11 protein-coding genes and 4 pseudogenes are annotated in these 22,923 nt (G+C 43.3%); 12 read left to right on the forward strand and 3 right to left on the reverse strand.

Going from position 1 to position 22,923, the window contains the following annotated elements; all coding sequences use genetic code 11:
• The first annotated feature begins 58 nt into the window (after window positions 1-58).
• Window positions 59-604: a GNAT family N-acetyltransferase gene (locus KQI_RS0101930; protein ID WP_010345003.1), complete on the forward strand. Its 546-nt coding sequence runs from the start codon at window positions 59-61 to the stop codon at window positions 602-604.
• Window positions 605-702: 98 nt separating this feature from the next.
• Here KQI_RS0101930 and KQI_RS0101935 read toward each other — a convergent pair whose 3' ends face one another.
• Entirely contained in the window at window positions 703-1,314 is a 612-nt protein-coding gene (locus KQI_RS0101935; RefSeq protein ID WP_010345004.1) for a TetR/AcrR family transcriptional regulator, read from the reverse strand.
• A 159-nt stretch (window positions 1,315-1,473) separates the two neighbouring features.
• On the opposite strand from KQI_RS0101935, the gene KQI_RS0101940 reads away from it, so the two are divergent.
• From KQI_RS0101940 to KQI_RS0101965, 6 genes and pseudogenes are all read left to right on the forward strand, one after another.
• Window positions 1,474-2,163, forward strand: a complete 690-nt coding sequence (locus KQI_RS0101940; protein WP_010345005.1) for an SDR family NAD(P)-dependent oxidoreductase — start codon at window positions 1,474-1,476, stop codon at window positions 2,161-2,163.
• 41 nt (window positions 2,164-2,204) lie between these two features.
• Window positions 2,205-2,873 carry a DsbA family oxidoreductase gene (locus KQI_RS0101945; protein WP_010345006.1) on the forward strand — a complete coding sequence of 223 codons (669 nt, stop codon included), beginning with the start codon at window positions 2,205-2,207 and terminating at the stop codon, window positions 2,871-2,873.
• The gene (locus tag KQI_RS28690) at window positions 2,866-3,039 is read left to right on the forward strand and encodes a hypothetical protein (RefSeq protein ID WP_169314537.1); all 174 of its coding nucleotides are present in this window, start codon (window positions 2,866-2,868) and stop codon (window positions 3,037-3,039) included. The genes KQI_RS0101945 and KQI_RS28690 overlap by 8 nt, the downstream gene beginning before the upstream one ends.
• Window positions 3,040-3,190: 151 nt before the next feature.
• Window positions 3,191-4,054 carry an SDR family oxidoreductase gene (locus tag KQI_RS0101955; protein WP_010345007.1) on the forward strand — a complete coding sequence of 288 codons (864 nt, stop codon included), beginning with the start codon at window positions 3,191-3,193 and terminating at the stop codon, window positions 4,052-4,054.
• A 179-nt stretch (window positions 4,055-4,233) separates the two neighbouring features.
• Window positions 4,234-4,425, forward strand: a pseudogene (locus KQI_RS29745) (IMP dehydrogenase); the annotation flags it as partial.
• A gap of 43 nt (window positions 4,426-4,468) precedes the next feature.
• Window positions 4,469-4,879: pseudogene (locus tag KQI_RS0101965) on the forward strand (alpha/beta hydrolase family protein); the annotation flags it as partial.
• A gap of 65 nt (window positions 4,880-4,944) precedes the next feature.
• Here KQI_RS0101965 and KQI_RS28410 read toward each other — a convergent pair.
• Window positions 4,945-5,214: a hypothetical protein gene (locus KQI_RS28410; RefSeq protein ID WP_138984778.1), complete on the reverse strand. Its 270-nt coding sequence runs from the start codon at window positions 5,212-5,214 to the stop codon at window positions 4,945-4,947.
• Between KQI_RS28410 and xerS the strand changes: the two are divergent.
• From xerS to KQI_RS28415, 4 genes and pseudogenes are all read left to right on the forward strand, one after another.
• Window positions 5,207-5,989 (forward strand): annotated as a pseudogene (xerS, locus tag KQI_RS26610) (tyrosine recombinase XerS); the annotation flags it as partial. The gene KQI_RS28410 and the pseudogene xerS overlap by 8 nt on opposite strands.
• A 406-nt stretch (window positions 5,990-6,395) precedes the next feature.
• Window positions 6,396-16,007: a Tc toxin subunit A-related protein gene (locus KQI_RS26615; protein ID WP_010345012.1), complete on the forward strand. Its 9,612-nt coding sequence runs from the start codon at window positions 6,396-6,398 to the stop codon at window positions 16,005-16,007.
• Window positions 16,008-16,038: 31 nt separating this feature from the next.
• Entirely contained in the window at window positions 16,039-16,896 is an 858-nt protein-coding gene (locus tag KQI_RS0101980; protein ID WP_010345013.1) for a hypothetical protein, read from the forward strand.
• A gap of 395 nt (window positions 16,897-17,291) precedes the next feature.
• On the forward strand, window positions 17,292-17,729 hold the full coding sequence (locus tag KQI_RS28415; RefSeq protein WP_138984779.1) for a hypothetical protein: 438 nt from the start codon (window positions 17,292-17,294) through the stop codon (window positions 17,727-17,729).
• A 533-nt stretch (window positions 17,730-18,262) separates the two neighbouring features.
• Here KQI_RS28415 and KQI_RS27630 read toward each other — a convergent pair.
• Window positions 18,263-18,526, reverse strand: a pseudogene (locus tag KQI_RS27630) (transposase); the annotation flags it as partial.
• A 475-nt stretch (window positions 18,527-19,001) separates the two neighbouring features.
• Between KQI_RS27630 and KQI_RS29115 the strand changes: the two are divergent.
• Window positions 19,002-21,545 carry a Spaf_1101 family AAA-like ATPase gene (locus KQI_RS29115; RefSeq protein WP_010345016.1) on the forward strand — a complete coding sequence of 848 codons (2,544 nt, stop codon included), beginning with the start codon at window positions 19,002-19,004 and terminating at the stop codon, window positions 21,543-21,545.
• Window positions 21,546-22,923 lie beyond the last annotated feature (1,378 nt).

Consider the following 22,923-nt stretch of genomic DNA (forward strand, 5'->3'; position numbering starts at 1 on the left):
ATTAACATAAAGATATCTTCACGAATTCTATTAATGTTTAACCTAAGGAGATGAACTTTTGGATAAGACTAAACGTACGGAAATTATAGAAATGACATCTGATAATAAAGCTGATTATGAGTGCAAAGATTATCCTTTCACAGTCATAGGAAGGCTTATACCTAAATTAGAAAATCAGAAGTGGAGCTATCAAGAAGAACTTTTTGAGGAATCTTATGAATCAACATATCCGGAACACGAAGACCTTGATGACTATATAAATAGTGATGATTGTGTTGCCTTCTTGTACTATTTCGAAGGAACATGCTTAGGACACATCAGATTAAGCTTAGTGTACGAATATAACTTCGCTTCTATTGACAGACTGATTGTATTCGAACCTAGTAGAGGTAAAGGAATAGGAACTGCCTTACTGAATAAAGCGAAGGAATGGGCACTAATAAAAGAAATGAAAGGTTTCACATTAGAGACTCAGGATGTTAACTTACTCGCATGCCGTTTTTATTTGAAAAATGGTTTTGAAATAGGTGCCGTAGATACCATGCTTTATTCAAACTCAAGTTATAAGGATGAAAATGCAGTGTTTTTCTATTCAAAATTCTAATGATGTCTTAAAGCTTTGGACAATAAAAATGTCGCCAAACGGCGGCATTTTTATTTTGGATAGATGTATGTTTTATCCTAGAAATATAACTACTATCTTCAATCAGCCGTTTGGCTAATTGAACTATTAGCGACAAGCTTTAACAACTCTAATACGTTACTATAATGAATTTCGCTCAACTGCTCTATGATCTCATCAACCAAATAATTTTCTGAACCCACTACCCAGAGACATATTACACCAACTAACCCTGAGAGCATATATTCAATACCGATCGTAATCTGCGTGTCGTGACGATATTCTCCAAGGCCGGAGAGCATGAACATTTTTAAAGCTTCTTTTAATTGATTGGAAAAGCTTGTTTGGCCATTTTGACTGAGCATTGCTTTGAAGAAAACGATGTCGCGTTCAATAATTTCAAACATGTTTTTTAGAATGGCAATAAACATTTCCTTGTTGGGTTCATGGATACTCATGCTCACATTCAGGCAGACATTTAGTTTTTCCAAGCTTTGCTGACACAATTTGTCCATCAAATCAGGTTTATCTACATAGTGCAAGTAAAATGTATTTCGATTGATCATCGCTTCGTCAGCAATATCTTGTACGGTTATTCGCTCATAGCCTTTGCTCTGAATTAACTTCACAAAGGATTCTTTAATCGCTTTTCTTGTCTTGATAATGCGTAAATCCACCTTGTCTGTGGTCAATTGAATCCCATCTCCCTAAAGATAATAGTCATATTTAATGATAGTGATGTCTAATTATCACAACGGCATATATCAACCATTGAGCGGTTTAATTTTACGTTCTACAATGAGCTTAGTCAAATGGAAGAAAGACATTCAATCATAAGGGAGAGACACACTATGAAGACTTTGGCAATTATTGGAGCAGGTAAGGGATTTGGATTATCCTTGGCAAAGCGCTTTGGGAAAGAAGGTTTTCAAGTCGCGTTGATCGCGCGAAATGCTGTAAAGCTACAAGAAATGGTTAGCGAACTACACACCGCTGGAATTGAAGCTTCCTATTTTACGGCTGATCTCTATAGCCCAGAGCACATCAAACAAGCTATAGATAGCATCAAAGAAAAGTATGGCCACATTGATGTCTTGGAATTCAGTCCTACCTCAGGCAATTATCCTCCGACCTCTGTGATGGAATTGACGGTGGATAATGCAAGGGACCTATTTGAAGCGTATGTGGTGAGCGCCATTCATGTTGTCAATTCCGTTCTTCCGGATATGCTGAGCAAGAAGGAGGGCTCTCTGCTGTTCACCACAGGACTGTCTGCCATGTATCCCGTCCCTATGATGGGGAACATAGGTATCGCATTTTCGGGATTGCGTAACTATATTGCCAATCTTCATACTGAGCTGTCCTCCAAAGGCATTTTCGTAGGTCATCGCTCCTTGGGTCTATTCATTAAAGAGCCAGGCACGGGTACATTTGATGATCCAGACGTGATTGCCGATATGTGGTTTCAAGCTTATGTAGACAAGAAGGTATGGGAAGAAGAATACCCCAAAGGGGTGACGCCTGACACGGTCGTATTTTAATACTAATAATATACCAATATCAGCAAAGGGATGAGACAACAATGAACTCAAGTTCACAGAAAGAAACGACGCAGTTGACGATTGACGTGTGGGCGGATGTGCTGTGTCCCTGGTGCTATGTCGGCGAAAAACGCTTGGAGCTAGTCATAGAGCAGCTACCATTTGCAGACGATATCAATCTGAGACTTCACACCTTTCAACTGGACCCAACCGCAACAAGTAAAGTTGCACCCACGTTGGACTATCTTTCCCGAAAATATGGAGTATCAGTCACTGAGGCCCGCTCGATGGAGGAGGGGATGGCACAGCAGGCAGCACATGAAGGACTGAAATACGAGGTTGATCGTCCGCAGAGCAGCACATTTGACATGCTTCGCTTGGTACATCTTGGTTCAGTGTACGGTGTAGCATGGAAATATCTACGAGCTATGCAAACAGAAGTATTCAGTGGTAACTTTGATGCGTTCGAACACAGCACGCTTATACGGATCGGTGAAGGTCTTGGTATTCCGACTGAAGAGATCCGTGACGTACTCACTTCCAATCGCTATGCAGATGCCGTGTTAGCAGATCACAATGAGGCAGTAAAGCTGGGGGCAACGGGTGTGCCCTTTACAGTAATTGCTCATCGTGTTGGGATTCCAGGGGCCGTAAGCACCAATCAATATAGAGAAAACATCGAGGAAGTCTGGGGGAAGCTGAATGACTGATCACAAAACAGGAAAGAAGCCAGCCATACTCAGACTAGTTGAGAACAGCTCCAGCGGCTATTGTGATGCCGAGAGCGGAATATGTATGTTGCCGGCGAAGGGGAATTCCAACGTGAATCCAGAGTCAATATCAGTGAAAAGCTCTGAAATGAAGCAAATGGATTAACGTTACCCTCGACGAAAAGAGTCGAAACAAAGGTTTGTTTAATTGCAATCCCTATCAAACAGGTGCGCAAACTTTGTTTTATGAAATTGAAGATTCATAAATAAATTCATAACCACGAATGAACACAACATACAAATGGAGGTAATGACACGTGATATTAGTAACCGGAGCAACAGGACATTTAGGAAAAGCGGTAATTGACCACTTATTGACGAAGGTAGAGCCTTCGAGAATCGCAGCTTTTGCAAGAGATCAAAGTAAAGCAGCCTCACTCAAAGACAAAGGTATTGATGTTCGCATCGGTAATTTTGACGATGTGGCTTCACTCGAAAGTGCAATGAAGGGCATTCATAAAGTACTGCTCATCTCATCTAATGATCATGGCCAGCTCCTTGAGCAACATAAGAACGTAATCCATGCCGCGAAGAAGGCACAAGTCTCACAGTTAGTCTATACAGGTACTGCGGTTCAGGACGCAGAGGGCTCGCCGTTAAAAGCAATGCTGGAAGCACATGAACACACCGAAGATTACATTAAGCAAAGTTCTCTACCTTATACGATTCTTCGCAATACGATGTATGCAGATACCCTTCCTTTGTTCCTGGGAGATAAAGTATTTGAAAGTGGCATTTATTTGCCTGTGGGAGACGGCAAGGTCCCATTTGCTCTTCGCAGGGAAATGGGAGAGGCTGCAGCTAATGTACTATTACAGTCCAATCACGAAAACAAAACCTATGTACTTACTGGAAATGAACTGAATACTTTCGACCAGATTGCAACAATACTGTCTGAATTGTCTGGGAAAACTGTTGGCTATATCAGCCCCGATTTAAATGCCTTTAAAGAGATGCTGAGAGCGGCGGGTAATCCTGAGTTCGGCATATCTACTATTGCGGGGTTCATTTCCGATATGAGGGAAGGGAGGTATAACCTTCAAAGCGATAATTTTGAAATGCTATTAGGTAGAAAACCAATGTCGCTAAAAAACAGCCTAAAGGAAATCTATTCAATCTAATTGACTATTAAAGATATTAAAAAAGCAATTCAGTTCCCAAATGTGGCTAAAGATGCTCGGATTCCAGCCAGTGTAGCCATAGGGTTACCTGACCTTTATGAACGAGCTATTCAGCATAAAAACATTATCGAAGCTGTGAAGAAATTACGTGAGCTTTATCCCAAACTTACCATTATTGCAGGGGCCCACTTAGAGACACTGTTCATCAGCTTCTGGGAGGTTTACGTTCGGGCATGGGGTACTGCGGTACGAAAACTATGGATGAACTACGAAATCATTCACAGTTTATTCGGATTTCCAATGTCGGATTGCGTGAGAGCCATCCACATGATGTACAAATTACGAAAGAAGCACCCAAATATACGTATTAATACTATATTCCATGAATTCATATGATTAGTTGCACACTCGGACAGATTCAAGGCAGCAGTCTCGATCCTCAGCATCGTTGACAACAGCACCTATTGGTTCCTTGGCGACCAGCCGGATATGGAGGACCGTGAAAAGCAGCCGTGGCTCGACCCATCAGACAGGGAGGTTTCCCCTCTTACCCACGGCCTTAACATCAAGACTCCGACCCTGTTCATCGTCGGCACTCGCGATTACCGGACTCCGGCGGCTTCAGGCGGAGAAATGATGTTCCGCTTGCTGAAGCATTTACGAGTTCCAACGGCACTCATTCAGTTTGAGGGGGCGGGCCATGCAATTTACAGTAGTGTCGATCCTCGCCATCATGGTTTGAGCATCCACTACCTTCTGCGATGGATGGACCGACACCTGAAGGGCGAGCCAACTCCGGAGTTTGAAGTCAGGGCAGCGAATTAGGGCTGGAACAACAATTCGATTATCGCACAAAATCATGCCTTCACGATTACCGGAGCGCCGATCGTTCAGACTGAGCGTGCGATGTGTCCGGCATCATCGCTCACAGTGACGGCATATCGGTGCAAGGCCGCAGCGCAGCAGACAGAGGCTGTTGAACATACAGAGCCATCGCGAATTGAGAGGGAGCAGTACAATGTAATGCTTGCTGGAGGACGCACCCGGCTGATTACGGTTGGACCAGACAGAATCTTCTTTTTGTTTGTCCTGACCAAATTCCACATGCTATAATCCAATGGAATCAATGAAAGTCCATGAATAAAGGAGAGTTCGATCAACCGTAAATTCTCCTCGCTAAAATCCTTATTTGATTACTTACAGAACAAAGCTGAAACAAGTGACTTAAAGCCATATATCCAGCGCAATGTTATGGCCAAAATGGATTTAAATGTGGTTAAAGAAAGCCAAGAAACCATTGCCAATCGTATTGATGGAAAACTTCTTAGGGAGGACGATTTTGAGTCATTTAGGCAGTTTATAGCTTATGATTTCGGAGAAATGAATAAAGAGAATAAACGTATTTACAATTTCCATCAATTTAACCGTGAACGAGATACAGCTATTGTTTCCCTCATTTTAGGATCAGGCCTTAGACTATCTGAGGTTGCAGGCATTAACGTCGAAGATCTGGATATGAATAAAGCTTTAGTTCGTGTTATACGAAAAGGTAATAAAGAGCAATATGTATATTTCAGCAAGCAAGCGTTACTAGATTTAGAAAATTATCTGCAGATTAGAGAATCCAGATATATCCCAGAAAAAAACGAAAGCTTTTTGTTTATTGCAGCTCCTGTTGGTCGCAAGGGAAAAAGCCGACGCTTAACGCAGAGATCCATTGAAAAACTGATTGAAAAGTATGCTTCAGCTTTTGGAAAACCAGCTTTAACCGTGCATTCTCTGAGACATTCATTTGCAACACGTTATCACTTAGAGAACAATGATATGCCTAGGTTGAAAAACCAATTAGGACATTCCTCAATACAAACAACAATGATCTATACACATTTAACTGATGAAGAAATGAGGAAAGCAGTTAACAATATGGATAAGTGATCTAAACCTTGATAGAAAACAAAAGTAATTTATAGCTACTTATAATAATAATTTTTTTGGAAACGTGACAACAAGTCTATCCATTCAAGAAGGATGATACCAGAAATATGGAGTTCAAAAATATTTTTTGGCTTGTTCCAACAAAAGTCATATAGGAAAAGGGATAAACTTGTTGTCATAATCTCTAATACGGCAAACTTGTTGTCAATAAAGGAGTAAACTTGTTGTCACTGGACACAACTGTACTGTACATCGACATAAAGTTCTTCATAGCTTATTAAGCCCCAGCCATTTGGCTGGGGCTCTTTTAGGTTCAGGATAGATAACCACAAATAATAAAAGGCTTAACTTCAAGCCATACTAAAATTAAAGACAATTCCTAAGCGGAAAGGACTATTTAATACACATGGGACAAAAACATCTGATCATACGACTGCATCCGATCGAACCGGTTTCAGCTGACCTTTTTAAGGAAAAATACTTAAGTAATTTGATAATTCAAGTTAGAGATGCGTCGTTTGAAGACCAGAACGGTAAGGGCATTATCTTAGGTGAGGCAAAATATGTTGCACCGCTACCGATAGAATTTCCAAAACCACATCCCAAAACTCAAATATATCAGCATTATCAGCTCGTACCTTTTCCACCTGATATATGCTCTTTTGCTGTGGCCACAGCCGTAGTCGCTCTCACGCTGCCTACAAACATAGAACATCAAAATATTGATGTGCAGATCGTCATAAAGTGGAATAGCCAAACCATTGAGCATAAGCAAATTTATTATAACGCGCCCATTTATGAATCCTCGAAGATGGTTTTTAATCAAGTTCAGAAAGACGATCTCCCTACAAGCATATATCTGCCTATTCCGCCATTCGATCGTATGACACCTTTACTCTCCCTGTCGGAAGAGGGTGCACCTCCCCCGTTCAACAATCTTAAAGCGGCTGTAGAAACAGTTTTAAACAAAGACACTGGAAATACATCTAACTTAGCCGTTCTGGAATACAATCGATGTATTCACATCGCCCGCGAAATCAGTTGTGATGCAGCTGTCTTCCCTCTTCCGCGTCCACTAGGCGCCATGCAAAGCTGGAGCTCCATGTATACGACTCCTAGTAATGACGACAAGGAACGCAATCGAAGAAGTTTCGAGGCCGAATTGTTAAGCTACTATACCACCCATAACAGCAACGCCGAAAGATTGGCAAATTTCATATTCGCCTTATCCACCGCTTTGAGCTGCGAAGCCAAAAGCATAAAGAGCACAGAGGCAATACTAACGTTTCCTCTGTTGCTCAATCCTGATCGGGAAGTATCCTTGAGATTAAAGGCTGCCGCACCAAACGTTTTAAGCTCTTTTCTTGAAGTTCCGGCACCTTACTTCTATGCGCTTACGGCGAACCTCCCCCCGCAAATGAACGTTGAGGAACGTTATGAAATGAGCAGCTTGTTGCCTGAAGAGCAGTTGCTGTCCGTATTCAAGCATGCCGTGACCGAGCATATTATCGATAATAATTTGCTGATCGGACCCGCTCAAGCAGCAAGACGGCTGCACGCTATCGGTACGGAAGGTAGAGGGGACTTGCCGGAATGTCCGATTGATCCCAAAAGTTCAATTTTCTCATTGGTTAGTAAATGGTTTGCGCATAAAGATAACATCGATGCATTTTGGGCGGGTATGAATTCTGCCGACAAACCCCGGCATTACGATTTGTTGCTAAGTGTGATAACCAAAGGTGACGAAGATCTGGTAACGGCAATCAAGTCCCCACCTTTCGATGCTACAGATGCAGAAAAATTAAAAAAGAAAATCGCTGATGACTGGAAGGCGCTATTTCAGCAAAAACCGGATATAATACCAAAATTTACTGAACCGGGAACGAATGAAGAGCGGGTGGAAGCCTTCATCGGGTATTTGAAACGCTTCTTTAGTGTTGAGAAGACTACTCCTCAAGCGGCCAATGTGTTAAAGGAGGATGCTCCCGGCCTAAAGAGGCCTTCCCGGCCATTGCCGGACTTGGACGCTCGAATTAAGGGAGTTAAAGACCTGACTATAGGCATCAAACCGAACGGTCTGAGATTTGCCGTCATGGAGGGTCTCTGGGCGCGAGGCTTTACTAGTGCAGAGCACATGAAAGGCCTAAACATCAATGAGCTTAGCGAGGCCTTAACCGGCTCCATTGCGTATGACTGGGTCCAGAAAATCTGGGATAACGCCCAAACATCCCCGCTCCATTCAAAAAACATTCAAGAAGGTTTCAATCCGGTGAACTCGGATGGGGGATTGATTAATTGCGTCTCTCCAGAGCAACTGTCGCCATTCGGACCAATTGCATATCTTCAGGAGCTGCTGCAAACCGTTCCTGATAAAACGGGGGGGAATTCAAACTCACTGGGAACATTGCTGGCTGATCGGAGAGGGCCTCTCGGTAATCTACTGGCTTCAAAAGCTAATATGTATGTACCGTTGCCAATGATCGATCTTGTTAACGAATCTTTGGAATATATGGTTGCCTGCCGTATGTCTCATGGTCAGGTTTATGATACGACTAAGGATGAAATAGGGGGCCACCTGCTTACTTCCTCTGCTTATTCGAAATCCGAGATCGCCCACGAGCCTACAACGCTATTCGAAGCGCTGCCTGAGCACTCCACTCCTGCTGTGAATACGGATGAGAAGAGCGCCTATCATGAATTGCGAACAGACTTCTCTTCGCACCGACTCCCCTACTCCCAGCCTTTGGATGTAGCGCGGACCTATCTGGAAGCATTGGGATCGAGCCGGTATACAGTTATGCGCCACTTCCGAAAGAAAATTACAGAATTTGTGCTAAGTCCTAATCAAGAACCTTTGGAATTCAATCGTTCGCTTTGGCGCTATCCCGTTCGCTTCGACACTGCCAGAGAGTATCTGCTTATATCGCCAGAGGAATATCAAACCATTTATCAAGATAAAATCGTCTTTTCGCGCGACGGACGGTTACGATCAGAATCGAACAAGGACAAAGTGTTGCTGCATGATTTGTATGGTTACGATTCATCCAACGGAAGTTTGTGGATGGATGATGTGGTAAAGCTTTCCGAATTTTTGTGTCGCACTGGCTTGTCCTACTGTAAATTTCTTGAGCTCTGGAAGTCGGGGTTTGTAGAGTTCCGAGCGAAAGGGAAAGAAGGAGGTTGTTTCCCGGATTGCGAACCCTGTAACTTGAACGATTATCAAATCGATTTCAAAACACCCGCGGATCAAGCCGACGCCCTCAAGCGGCTCGCGGTCTTTATTCGGCTGTGGCGTACTCTCCAAGCGGTCCCCCAAGCCCGATACACCTTCACCCAGTTGCGGGATATTTGTCAGGTGCTGAAGCTCTTCGACGTCAGTCGCGTCAACCCCGAATTCATCCGGCAGCTGGCCGCGTTTCAAATGCTTCGCGATGATTTCAACCTGTCGTTATCTGATGGTGCAACGAACGGGGAGAGGGACGTCGCATGTCTAGATGATGCCTCCATTGCGACCGGAGCAGAACGGATGCGCCTGCTGGCATTATGGGTACCGGAAGCATGGAAGAAGGAAGGGTATCCGGATAGTAGCAACAATCCACTGATAAGAGCCAAAGAGTGGGCCCTCAATCACTTGTTACAGCAAATTGAGCAGCATGCGATAAACAACTTTAACTGCGGCTGCAGAGAACCGAAGTTTCTCAAGATCTTCAAGAGCAATCTGAAGTCTTTGGCTGTATTAGCCGGCTTTGAATCAAGGGGCGTCTCAAATGACGCTTGGCATGCCGCTCCCACACATACATTGCGATTCGCTGAGATACTGGCCAAAATCTATGCTTCCGAATTCGGCATCGGAGAGTTGTTGTTCCTATTCGGAGGAACGGAACAGCGCATGAGCGAGGAACCCTGTCCATTGCTAGCTGCGGATGAGCTGCACGGCGATGATCCGTTCCCATTGCAATCGGCTAATGAAGCGAAGGATAGTCCTTTGGGGCTGCCGGATGATGAAGACCAGTTTTCGCTGTTGTCATTGAGACATCAACTGATGGAAATTGATGCGAGCGATGAAGATGCCAAGCATTGGACATGGACGCGGATGGAGGCATCTCTACGGGACGAGTTCGGCTATGCGGTCCAGCCAGATGAGGAGGACAGCTGGCTTTGTTTAGGGCAGCATTTCTTCCCAACTGTCCTGTCCGAATGCGGGCTTACTGTAGAACCGCTTCAACGAATGTACAGTGCTTCGCTGGATAAACCAACCAAGGCAGGCATGTGGAATACACCGCTTGACGGCCCCTTTCGTTACCATTCGGATAAGCTCTGGACCGAAATCCCCTTATCCGACGAAGCCGTATTAACTAAGTTGAGCCGGATCCGGCAATTAGACCCGCATGAACAGAAGGCGGTAACAAGCTTGTATTATGCGCCGCGGCTGGAGCTTGCTAAGTTCGCCTTCTTGTTTGCCAATTACGGGGAAACCGAAGACTATTTGATTCAAGAACCGGATGAACAGAAACGATGGGCTCGGTTCCAGAAAGAGTTCACCCGCTTCCATCGCCGCTGTGTGGTCATCGCCGTCCACCTGACATCGCACATTGCTCAATCGGTTGGAGTGAATCGGGTCGAGGTCGGCCTAGCTAAGCTCATTCTGAAGCATCTTTGGGCCGATGAGAACAAAGCTATCAGCACGCTTGAGCAAGATAACGGCCAATTTCCACCTATGTTAACCTGGAACTTGTTGCCCAGCGCTGGTGCTTATTCCGCGTTGCTCGGACTTGTAGGGACAGGCATGCAGGTAGATTATACCGACGGAGATCAGAATCTCCGCTGGCGTGAAGTTCGCGGTGGTACCGAAGTGTTCGGAGCAGAAGAGAACATGTGGAATGCTCCAGTACCGATGATCATTCCTTCATTCGATACGAAGTTCACTGGCGGACAAGAACGATTCGCTGTTGTACGCAACGGATATGCGATGGCGAACCACGAAGGAAGGATACTTGGAGGCGCTGAAGCTTACTCTCTACATTGGCATGGCCTTCTACTGATTGAAAATAGAGGTGATTACAGCTTCAGCGCCGGCTCTCCAACCCCAACTGGACAATTGCCGGATGCCTCGATCATAGATGAGGCATGCAGCTGGCATATCACGTTAAAACGAGGGCAGAAAAGTTGGGTTCTACTGAGTGGGGAAGGTCAGGGAAATGATAATTCGGTGGAGTGTTCAACTCCAATCGAATTGAAAAAAGGGTTCTACGAGTTGGATATCGTGTTTCGTCGGGAGGCTCTTGCCTTCGACGGACCGGAAGATATTTGTCCCCAACGAACCGGCTTTCAGTTCAAATACTACGGACCGGATACGGAGAAGGTCTGGAGAACGATTCCACTTGATAAACTGTTTCAGGAGCTGAAGGACGATCCGCTCTCCCATTTCATTCCCGATGCACAGGTCCCGGATAAAGCTAAGGCGTACTTAGAGCAACAATACACCAGCACGCTTCGGGACATCCGGCGCACTTATCAGCGAGCTTACAAGGCCATGCTCTTCGCTGCCCGGCTGGGCTTGTCGGCCCGTAAAATAGCGGATGACGGTCAAGCTGAATTGGGATATATGCTGGAGAATGAGAAATTATTCTCCGGACAGTCCTATCTTCGTGACACAGATCATTCATTCAAGGCTCATAAGGCTGATTTCAACTTTAATTTCTTGCCTGTTTTCGATAATTACGCCGCTCCATCAGCAACCCAAGACGAGAGGGCATACCCGTCAACAGAACGCCGGCAGGCTATGTTCGATTGGTGGGAGCGGTTGTTTGATTACACAGTGATGCGCACCGAAACCAACCGTTCACCAGAACAGCCCGCATGGCTGCTGTTCCATGAATCGCTGGAGTCCCATGAAGACATACCCGGGCATTTGGTCCGTCATCTAGGTATTGATATGCAGCACGCGGAATTAGTGCTTCATTATTTTATATCTGAACCGGAAGAGATTCCTCCAAAACAGCAGTTGGTGGTTACCTCTGATCAGTTGGCGGATGAACGCTGGGCGCTGCGTGTATGGCAGTCTGAGAAGTGGATTCGGGAGCTAATGAGACATTTCTTTTCTAAGGATATCGCGGAGGCCAAACCATATCTTTGGGCTGCAGATGATCCGTCAGAACCTGTGGGAGTAGAAGACTCCGGCAACGATAACCTGACACGCTTCTACCGTGACGGCTGCATCGAGAATGAGCAGATTCGGCAATACGAAAAAATCAAACGCCTAAACGACGGTTTGAGGGAGCGCGGTAGAGCAGGGCTAGTCGCCTACTTGACCCATATGAAACGTGTTCCCCTTCCATGGGGTGGCTTCGCCGAAGATGCAAAACACTTGAGCGAGCTCCTACTGGTGGATGTGGAAGCAGGTATCTGCGAAACGTCCAGTCGCATTGAAGAAGCGCTGACCGCGATTCGGCTGCTCGTTCAGCGAGTTCGGCTTGGCCTGGAGCCCTATTTATCGGCTTCCGCTCGATTTATGGCAGTGTGGGATTACCGCTTCAGCCATTACCACAGTTGGAAGGCACATCGAACCCGATTCTATTATAACGAAAACTGGATCGAATGGGACGAATTGCAGGAGGCAAGACAGACGGAAGCATTCCAGTCGTTGGAATCCGAGCTGCGCCGTTCTTCGTTGTCGATAGTCAAACCGACCGAGTCAGTCTTACCGATTGGATCGAGCCTTCCAGCTCATCCTGGAATAGTGGCCGTCCAGAACAGAGAATTTACTGTCTTAGACCACATTGAACCTGGTGCAGAAGGACTCCGAATTCAAGGTACGCTTGAGCACCAGTTCCGGCCGACCTGGCTAACACCAGAAGCAGAGCTCCCAATGTGGTTCAAGGCTGCGGTCAAGCTAGGCAACCCTTTCATTCGAATTGCTGCGGCAGGCATGCCGCCTGCCGGAGCGGAGGATATAGCCGATTGCACCAAGACCGAACCGATGGCCTGTTGCAAGGAGTTCAGCAAGACATATCCAGTACGGATGGATGAGTATTATTTTTGGATCGACCACGCAAGAGTCTATAAGCCACAAACCCAGGATGCCGAATGTGGAACCATTTCTGCTAATCCCGAATCGGATTGGCAACGTCCAGACAAGCTGCCCGTTTTATTGCACTGGGAATCCGAACCGATGGTGCATTTATGCTGGTGCCGTGTACACAATGGTCAATTCCAGCAGCCTCGGCAATCCCATGAAGGCGTTATGGTCATTAAGGGTATGAATCCGGAAATCGTTTTTATCGGTCGCTGGGGAGACTCGCTGTATTTCGAGGTTAAGGGAGGGAGCGCTGCACCGGGTCATTCCATGCCGCTAATGCCAGGCTTCCGCTACGATCTGGCCATGGATGAAGCACTTGCTCTGCCCAATGTGGTTGTCCCGAAACCTGATCATAATACCTTCCCGCCGGCCTATCCGTTTTTTGCCTGGTTTAAACCCGGCAGTCGCCTGCTACCGAGTACCATGTTCAGTTCCGTTATCGCGATAGCAGGTCAACTTCGGGCGCATTGTCAATACGAGGCAGCTCTTAAGTGGTATGAGATGTTTTATAACCCACTAAAGAAGGATAACCGCTGGGGTCGGTGCCCTCCGGCGCATCCCTCTGTCCTGAGTAACAAGGAGAGAGCTATTCTGCTTCATTATACAGAGACGCTCGTGCAATGGGGAGACGCGTTATTGAGGGGGAATTCTCCGGAAGACCTTCATCAGGCAAGGTTAATCTTTGCCACAGCCGATAAGATTTTGGGGGAAGCACCTGCAACGATTCTGGAGGACACAGTAAATCGGAAAGAAACAACCGTAACTACCTTCAACTCGAGCTGTGCTCCGATCAATCCTCGGTTACTCTCATTGTATACGAATGTAGCCGACCGGTTGGCTCTGATCCATAGCTGCCTTGATGCAAGTCGTTTGAAATCCAGCCGTCAAAGTTATTATGCGGATGGTTTTGTGAGTAGAGGGTCCGGTAATAGGACCTGCTATGACGACGAATGGTGCGTACCCGCAAATCCGTATCGGTTTATCTTCTTGAACCAGAAGGCACAGGAGCTCGCATCGGATGTACAATCACTTGGACATGTCCTGTTGGCTGCCTACGAGAAGGGGGATTCGGAATCGCTTGTTGCCATGCATGCCATGCACGAAAAGCAAGCTGTCAACCTTGCACTCGAGGTGAAGCAAAATCAGTGGCGGGATGCGGATTGGCAGGAACAGGCGCTTAAAAAGACAAAGGAAATGCTTACGGCCCGTCTTCGGTACTATAAAGGGCTTATAGCTACCGGTTTAATCGGCGGGGAAAGACAATATGATCCACGTATCACTATGACAACCAAATCTCTAGACACAGGAACCAATTACGAAGGAAGAGGAATGAGTAATATTCTGATTCCCGATCCCTATGTGGGGTGCTGCAGTTTTTCGAAACTTGCCACCGGCACCAAGACAAGCATGTACCATTGGGCATATGCAAGAATCGCTTATGCCCAGGCAGAAACGTTCCAAGTACTGGCTTCACATGGGGTGACCCTTGCAGGCTGGCAGCGCCGTGAACAGGAATGGCAGCACCAAACGGAGCTGTTGAAGATCGAAATTGAGCAGGTCGACCGGCAGATTCTGGCTACGCAACGTCGAAAAGACATTGCTTTGCGCGAAGTGAATAATCAGCAGCAGCAAATTAAAAATTGCGCGGAGAGAAGTGAATTCCTCCGGGATAAATTTACAAACCATGAGCTTTACCTGTGGCTTCAACAGGAAACAGCAGCTATGTACTATCAAATGTACGAAATCGGACTGCACTACGCCAGACAGGCTCAGAAGGCTTTCAATTACGAAAGAGGACATTCGACGCGTCAATTTATTCCATCTGAGATTTGGGATCATCTTCGTGAGGGGCTAATGGCCGGCGAGAGACTCCATCTAGCGGTCCGTCAGATGGAAAAAACGTACTTTGCGGAAAATGTCCGTGAGTATGAGCTTATCAAGCATATTCCTCTGCGAACCCATTTTCCAATGGAATTCCTGCAGTTGTTAGTTACCGGATCCTGTGAGATCGATATTCCCGAATGGATGTTCGACCTTGATTATCCCGGCCACTATATGCGGCGCATCAAGAACGTCACGCTGACAGTGCTATGCGAAGCGGAGGCTTACTCAGGAATACATTGCCGTCTGACCCTGCTAAGCAGTAAGACAAGAATAGATCCGAGGCTCGTTGTACCGACCAACTCTTGCTGCCGAAACGAGCGTTATAAGAACGGATATCAAACCATGCCCGATGACGAGCGCACCGTATCCGTTTATGCAGCTAGGGAAGCAATCGCAACTTCCAGTGGTATTCGGGACTCTGGCATGTTTGAACTGAATTTCCAGGATGAGCGCTATTTGCCCTTTGAGTTCGCCGGAGCAGTCAGCAGATGGAGAATTGAGCTTCCTCATGAGAATAACCCATTTGATATTGAATCGTTGAGTGATCTCATTCTTCACCTAAGCTATACGGCTCGGGAAGGAGGGGACAACCTCCGTCATGCTGCAAACGAATGCGCCAGAGAGTGCCTGCCCGGCTTTGGTGTAAGACTATTCGATGCTAAGCAAGACATTCCAGACGCTAATCCATTCACCATCCGGCTAAGTAGAAGTATGTTTCCTTTCATTACGAGCTATTGGGAGATTGGTGTTTACCGCTTTGAGTTTCTTTTCCGAGTCCCGAAGACTTTTGCCTCCGATCATTGTACGGTCGAATTTCTACCAGGACAATTTGACGAGCCGATGTTGAAAAATCATCATTGTATTGGCAAAGAGGAGATGCAGAGTGTCATATGCGTCGCGAATGAACAAAGGCCAGAACTGTACCATGGGGTAATTGAGTTGAAGAATGAGGTTCTCGTGGAAAGCTCCCTTCAAGATATAGGAAAGCTCCGATTCCCTGATGAGGCTGGAAATGTGAAGGATATCTATGTGTTCTGTTGGTATCGCAGGAGATAAAGCCTTATGTTATGTTGAAAGGAGAATTGACATGACGCAGAAGCTTGCGGTTATCGTCATTCACGGATTGGGCAGACAAAAGCCGGATTTCGCTAAGGATTTTATCACCAATCTCCATGAAGGTTTCCGTAAAGTATCAGGAGAAGAACATACGGAAAGTCGTCTTGTCATTCAGCCGGTCCACTGGGCCAAAGTATTCCAGGACGGAGAAAAATTGCTTGAGAAAAATCTGTTCTACGAGCCTTACCATTTGCGTTACTTAGATCTTCGGCGGATTGTCGTTCACTACTTAGCGGATGCTGTCGCCTATCAGCCACTCCTACCCCTCGATGAGGAACAGAATTACACAGCTGTTCACCGAACAATATTTGATGCCTTGCAAGTCTTGGCTCAAGAAGCCGGCCCCAACGCACCGCTATGCGTTATCTCGCATAGCTTAGGCACGGTCGTAGCGAGCAATTTTTTTTACGATCTGCAATCTGGCCGTGTGATAGCAAACGCGGGCTTTGATTCGGCGCTGGAGCGAGGAGACACACTTTCCCTGTTCTATTCCTGTGGGACGACGTTGCCTCTTTGGAGTTTGCGCTATCATGATTTTGACCAGCCGATTCGCGTACCTAGCCAGCAGGTTAGCAGCCTATATCCCAATATTAAAGGTGGGTGGATCAACTTCTTCGATAAGGACGACATTCTGGCGTATCCTTTGCGGAAAGTTCATCCCGAATATGAGAAGGCCGTTACGGAAGATAGGGACGTGAATGTGGGAGACATACGGACTAACTGGAATCCTTTCTCTCATTCTGGTTATTTCAAGAGCGATGAGGTCACTATGGCCATCGTCAAAGGAATGGTTAAGGTGTGGAAGGAAGCGAATCAATCGTCACGGTAGAGAAGAAAAAAGCGAATAGGAGGAATAGGTGCGAATGTTAACAAGAAAATCGAAACGTCTTACTAATGCAAAGGGATCATTAAAAGACAGACGCGAAGTTCTCGTTGGCGCTGTTGAAGATTGAGCAGGAAGGTAGTAAGAATTGAACGAGGCGCTCAATACCTTTTAAAAAAACATTTGTGTAGGGGGAGTCCTTGAATCTATTCTGAACGGACCGAACGACTTATATGAGGCCGATCAATTTTCAAGCAGTCATGCTCGTTATACGGCATGTCGATTCATTACCGCCGTTGTTCGACGTAGACTGTTCAAACGGTAATGACGCTTAAGCTTAGTTTCCCAATATTAACGTAGCAACATGGTTCTAACAATATGATAATAAAGGGAGCGTTACAATGAGTACAAACGTAAAGAAACATGCAAGTAAAACGGTAAATTCCGAAAGTGATTTTTTCGATACGGCCAGCCTTTCAAAAGCTTATGAATTATATGAGGGCAAGTGCACCTGTGACACCTCTTATGGTAACGACTGTGCGCACTTCTTAAGTAATGCGCTAATAAATGCCGGATATAGCATCACTTCAGGTGTAAAATGTCCAACTGGACGTTTAATCAGAGCAAAGGAGTTACGTGACTGGGCGAAAAAAATGCCAAATGTAGTCGAGCGAACCAATCATGATTCATCAAGTTCAGGCTATTGGTTTGTATATCAGGAGAGAGCGAATGACGGTCAAGGCCATGTTTGTATCCATAAAGAAAACCAAGGAAAACATACTTCGGTTGGAACAGGAGATTATCCTGACTGGGAAGTCCAAACGCACTATCAATTTTAATGAAAATGAATCTCAACAGGTTCTGAAGGCAAAAGATTCTTGGGTACTCAAAAGACTTGTGTGTAACCCGTGAATTCAGCGGCGAAGAATATTGATTGGTGGCTGACCTCAGGCTGTTGATGCGTCTCGACATCTTTTTCCTGCGTTATAGAGGATGAAATAACAGCGCCGAGCCAAAAAGCGAGAATGAGATTCTTGAACCTGCTGCGTGAACCAGCGTGTCGCTGACGGCGGGAACGGTTTTGCATAGTCCTGCTATTTAATTGTACCGCCGTAGTATTAAAAGCAAATTGCAGATGACCTCCACGGATTTTTAAATGTTCTTGTCAATAATCGGCCAATGTTCTTTATCATTCATGAGCAAGTTGATCAAGGGGCGGGATATGTTTCTAATTTTTTTTACAGGTAAAGTGTCGAAGGACAAGAACATACACGCATAGGAAGGAGCTGTCCCATAAGTAACTTTTCTACTGATGAGATTGTCCTGTCCCTTTTAAAAATCGTAAAAAGACAGCAGAGCAGAGATTCTTCCGTTATCGGGGAATCGCTGCTCTGCATTTTTGGTCAACTGCGGCTTGCTTCAGCAGATTATGGGCAAGGGAAAGCCAACCGACCTCAAGCGTCACCTTCTCCATGCCGCGAAGCAGAAAGCTCCGGAATCCCCGGTTGTTTTTCAGTTGACCAAATACACTTTCCGGATCGGTCATTCGGCGGACCGATAAAACATACTCTTCTTCACTTTGAAGGATTTCGCTGTCCTGCTTCTGGTACCTTAATCTCTTCAAACTTACAACTATGCTGGAGAAAACAATTCGACAACCAGTAATTCGGAGATTTTTATGCTATCTTGGATTATTAATTGTAAGTTATCAACAGACTCTTTTTCTCACAACGTATGTCACCTAGAATGAAAATGAATTTAATTTTTTCATAGGAATATTCCTTAAAAAAGAAATAATTCAAATTATGAGATTTTTATTGTTTTCATTTGCATGAGAAAAGTTATAGGGCTATGATTGGTATAACAACGGTATTTGAACATACCTATTCATGAAAATAAAGTGTATTTTGAAATATCTGATAAAAGATAAAAATTCATTCAAACCAGTCTTGTAGTAGTTACTTAAAATGCTTAGACATTCATTCCCACAGGGTTGGAACTAATATTAAAGTTTAAAGTGATGGATATTAGGTCTCTCAATAGCCTGGTAATAAAGATTGAACTGATTCACAAAACAGGAACTAATAATTGAACTTCTGGATGGTGTATTTATGACAATATCTTTATTAAGAAACTACCAAAAACTCACAAGGTCAAGAAGTGATTATGGTGATTTAAAGAAATGTGAATTTCATATTCATACTCCTGCCTCTCATGACTACAGATTAATCCCTAACAAATTGTATAAGAATCTCACTGAAGTTGACGTTGTTAAAGTGGCTTACGAGATGGAAATGCTAACTGAAGTACAGAGAGATTTCCTTTTTAGAGAAATAGAATCAGGTTACTTTGAAGGAGATGACTATCGCCAGCAATTACAAAAAACTCCTTTCACTTGTTTTAAAGATTATCTCGCATTCAAATTGGTAGCCCATAAGTTATATGAAAATGAAATTCAAGTGGCTGTTGTTTCTGATCATAACACCGTTGATGGATATAAAAAACTAGTATATGCATTGGATGAATACTTCAAAGAAAGAATTAAGGGATCAGGATCGAAACATCAAATAACCCTGTTATTAGGTATTGAGATTTCATGTTCTGAAACAATACATCTTGTTGGCATTTTTGATAATTCGATGTATTTCGCTGTACAGAGACTTATTGAGGAATGCATCCCTTCAAAGGTGTTCGGAACATATGAAACAAGCCTTTCAATGATTGAAAAAATAAACAAAATCGGAGGAATAAGCTATATAGCTCATATTAATTCAACTAACTGGTCAAACACAACACAACTATATAAGCAAACTTTATTTAATCATCCGTCTCTTAATGTGGTTGGGATAACCTCAACTGATAAAGAGGGACAATTAAGTAAAATTAATTCTTACACCATGACAAATCCAAATGAAAAATTTTGTGTGATACATGAAGGAGACTCTCACCAGTTAGATGAATTGGGTAAAAAGAATACTTGGATAAAAATGAGCAAAGCGAGTTTTAATTCATTAAAAAAAGCCTTTATAAACCATAAAATTTGTGTTTTCATTACTAAACCTGATAGTACAAATAAATATATTAAAGGCTTATTGATTGACCCGGGTGATGAAGGATATCTAAGAGGAAGAAAAGAAGATGAACCTTTTGTTGTGGATTTTTCTAGTGATTTAAATTGTATAATAGGAGGTAGAGGAACTGGCAAGAGTACAATGCTAAACATTCTTGAAGTAGTTTTTACTCTAGAAGTTTTATCAATGCCTGTTCTTAGATTCATATGTAAAAATAAGTTCATCCTTGTGTACTTTGTATATTTGCAAAAGGAATATCTGCTAAGATTTATCCCCCAATTAAAAAAGAATCATATCTCTAGTGATCGTAGTCCGTTTGAAGAAAAAGCATTTGTGAAATATGAAAAAAATAGCAAAAAAATTATATTAGAGCATCATTGGATCGAGTTATACCAAATCAGTAAAAGCAGTGATTCTGTAAATTTCAATATTATCTTGGATGTGGAGGAAAAAAGAAGAATACTTAATAATGTCTATAGGAAAAGTTATTCAATTAATAACATAGTAGAACAGATTAATAACGGCAAAATTGGTGATTTCATAAAAGAAGTTATTTTTAATGGCCTTCCTTTTAAACGTAGAGATGAATTTCTAGAAACGTTTAAAAAGTTACCTAAAACACGATTAAGGACTTTTTTAGCTAAAGATCTCCCCTTACTCAATGAAAGTATGGATAAAAGAAAATTAATGATTGAAAGCAACTTGCAAGAATATAATATGATTCATCATAACCAACTAAATATCGTATATTCCCCAAAAGCAATTGATTCCATAGACTATATAGAGATATTGACTGATTCTTTTATTAGTCGCCAATTTCTTCCTGAATATAATATTACTTGGGGAGGAGTCGAACGATTTATCATTTCTGTTTCAAGTAAAATAGGATTTATGAAATTTCTCACTCATTTGTTTCAAAACTCTTTTAAGAAGATTGAAGAACATGTATCCATTCTAGATTACCAATCAGATAAACAACCTTCATTCTTTGATGTAGATCAAGAGAGAAAGAATGCAGAGAAAAAAGATCTTAACATCGTTTATGGTAAAATAAGAGACAAATTATTGGCCGACAGAAATAAACTAGTAAGGTGCTTTCAAAACTATTTTGAAGTAATCGACGATTTCTCAATCTTATTTAATACTAACTCCAAAGAGATTGTCACTACCCTGTCACCAAATATGAAAGATATCAATGAAATTTCTTTAGGACAAAAAGTCGTTGCCATTTTAACTTTCATTTTTGAGTACGGTAAACATTTTAATGATAACACTCCTCTAATTATAGACCAACCTGAAGATAACTTAGACAACCAATATATCTATAAAAATTTAGTGAACAGTCTTAAACAAATTAAGAACAATCGTCAAATTATAGTAGTGACTCATAGTTCAACAATTGTTACTAATGCAGATGCAGAACAAGTAATCGTTTTGGATTCAAATAGTCAAAATGGATGGATTGAGAAGAAAGGCTACCCGGATAACGATGTTGTCACGAGGCACATAATTAATTACTTGGAAGGAGGAGAGGAGTCTTTCAAGCATAAAATCGGAATGTATAATAAAGTTCTTCAAAAATAAGGATTAATTGAAACTTCTGTTATATATCTAGTGTATATTGTCAGGGCAATAAGCTCCTCCAAAAATCATTACGATGAGGAACGTGATAAAAGCTGATCTAACGCACAAGCAACTTGGCCCGTTCTCATTTGGGGCGTGTTTTCAAACTACAGTTCACACCTGGATTATGTTAAATAGAACAGGCTCGATAAGTAACATCTAATATTATCCCAAAATATTCCCCTTTCATGTTGGAGCGCTTGTCATAGAACCAGTGATTTCAACATGAAAGAGGATGTTTTGGGTTGATTCGCCTCATTTGCCCAAGCAGACAAGCAATTTATGCAGTAAAGCCAAAAAACTGAAGGACAGATAGCGCCATTATGGACGTTCAAACAAACTATTTGGAAACCTTGCCCAAAAGCTTCTGAATACGGCACCGAATATTCTAGATACAATGCAGGGGCTAGCAATACTGGGTGGGCGGTTCAATAAAGAGACAAATAAAATTGGATGACAGGGCTTAATGGATACATTACGGTCGGCTTTTTTTCTTTTTAACCATAGTCGCAAGATCAACGCCGGAAGCCAACCTGGAACAAGCGGTTTGCCGAGCCTATATTATATGGGTTTCCATTCGCAGAAGTCGTATTGTACTCTTCACTTCTTCCGTTTGCCCGTAAAGAAGTAGAGCGAATGCTCGGAAAATATATATACTTATAATTAACGGAGTCATATTAATGGCCTCTATTATTTGCACTATTCTGGCTTTAGGACCTTTAGTAGGCGAGATTAATTATTCCTTGTAACAGCTGGCCAGATTAATCTATATACAGGAGATTATTGAAAGAATTGAACCTCTCATCGGATTTTCATTAATACATTAAAACCTCGGTCATGGTATTTATATTGACGAATTAATTTTCACGATTTTTTAGAGTAAAAATCCACTTCCCAGTGCCCAAACGTTTCATGAGAACGGATGACTTTGGAGCGCATTGAAATGTAAACTTGCCACGAGTAGCTTCTGTCGCTTGCCTTTGTGCCCTAAGTACGGTTAGAGTCCCTCTCACCAAAAGTCCTACGTACAGCCAGCGGTAAATAGCTTTGAAACACCTGAAATACTTGACGAAACAAGAACTTACATCGTTAACCGAAAAGGACAAGAAACTTTCATTCATATCCGATTAAGTGTTCGTCTAATGATTAGAGGGAAGGGAATGGGTGGCGGTTTACAAAATGGATGGTTTTTCAACTAATAGAATTTGAGCTGTGGTTATGTTTTGACAATATTGAGCGCATCGTTATCTAGAAGGAGAAATTCAACATGAAGGAAATTATGATTCGATCTGTTAAGATCGAGGATTTACGAGCGGATTGTAAAGGAAATACAAAAATA

The organism is Paenibacillus peoriae KCTC 3763, from assembly GCF_000236805.1.
Classification (GTDB): domain Bacteria; phylum Bacillota; class Bacilli; order Paenibacillales; family Paenibacillaceae; genus Paenibacillus; species Paenibacillus peoriae.

Coding starts and splice junctions, on each gene's coding strand:
- KQI_RS0101940 (WP_010345005.1), top strand. CDS start 1,474: ATGAAGACTTTGGCAATTATTGGAGCAGGTAAGGGATTTGGATTATCC.
- KQI_RS0101945 (WP_010345006.1), top strand. CDS start 2,205: ATGAACTCAAGTTCACAGAAAGAAACGACGCAGTTGACGATTGACGTG.
- KQI_RS28690 (WP_169314537.1), top strand. CDS start 2,866: ATGACTGATCACAAAACAGGAAAGAAGCCAGCCATACTCAGACTAGTT.
- KQI_RS26615 (WP_010345012.1), top strand. CDS start 6,396: ATGGGACAAAAACATCTGATCATACGACTGCATCCGATCGAACCGGTT.
- KQI_RS0101980 (WP_010345013.1), top strand. CDS start 16,039: ATGACGCAGAAGCTTGCGGTTATCGTCATTCACGGATTGGGCAGACAA.
- KQI_RS28415 (WP_138984779.1), top strand. CDS start 17,292: ATGAGTACAAACGTAAAGAAACATGCAAGTAAAACGGTAAATTCCGAA.
- KQI_RS29115 (WP_010345016.1), top strand. CDS start 19,002: ATGACAATATCTTTATTAAGAAACTACCAAAAACTCACAAGGTCAAGA.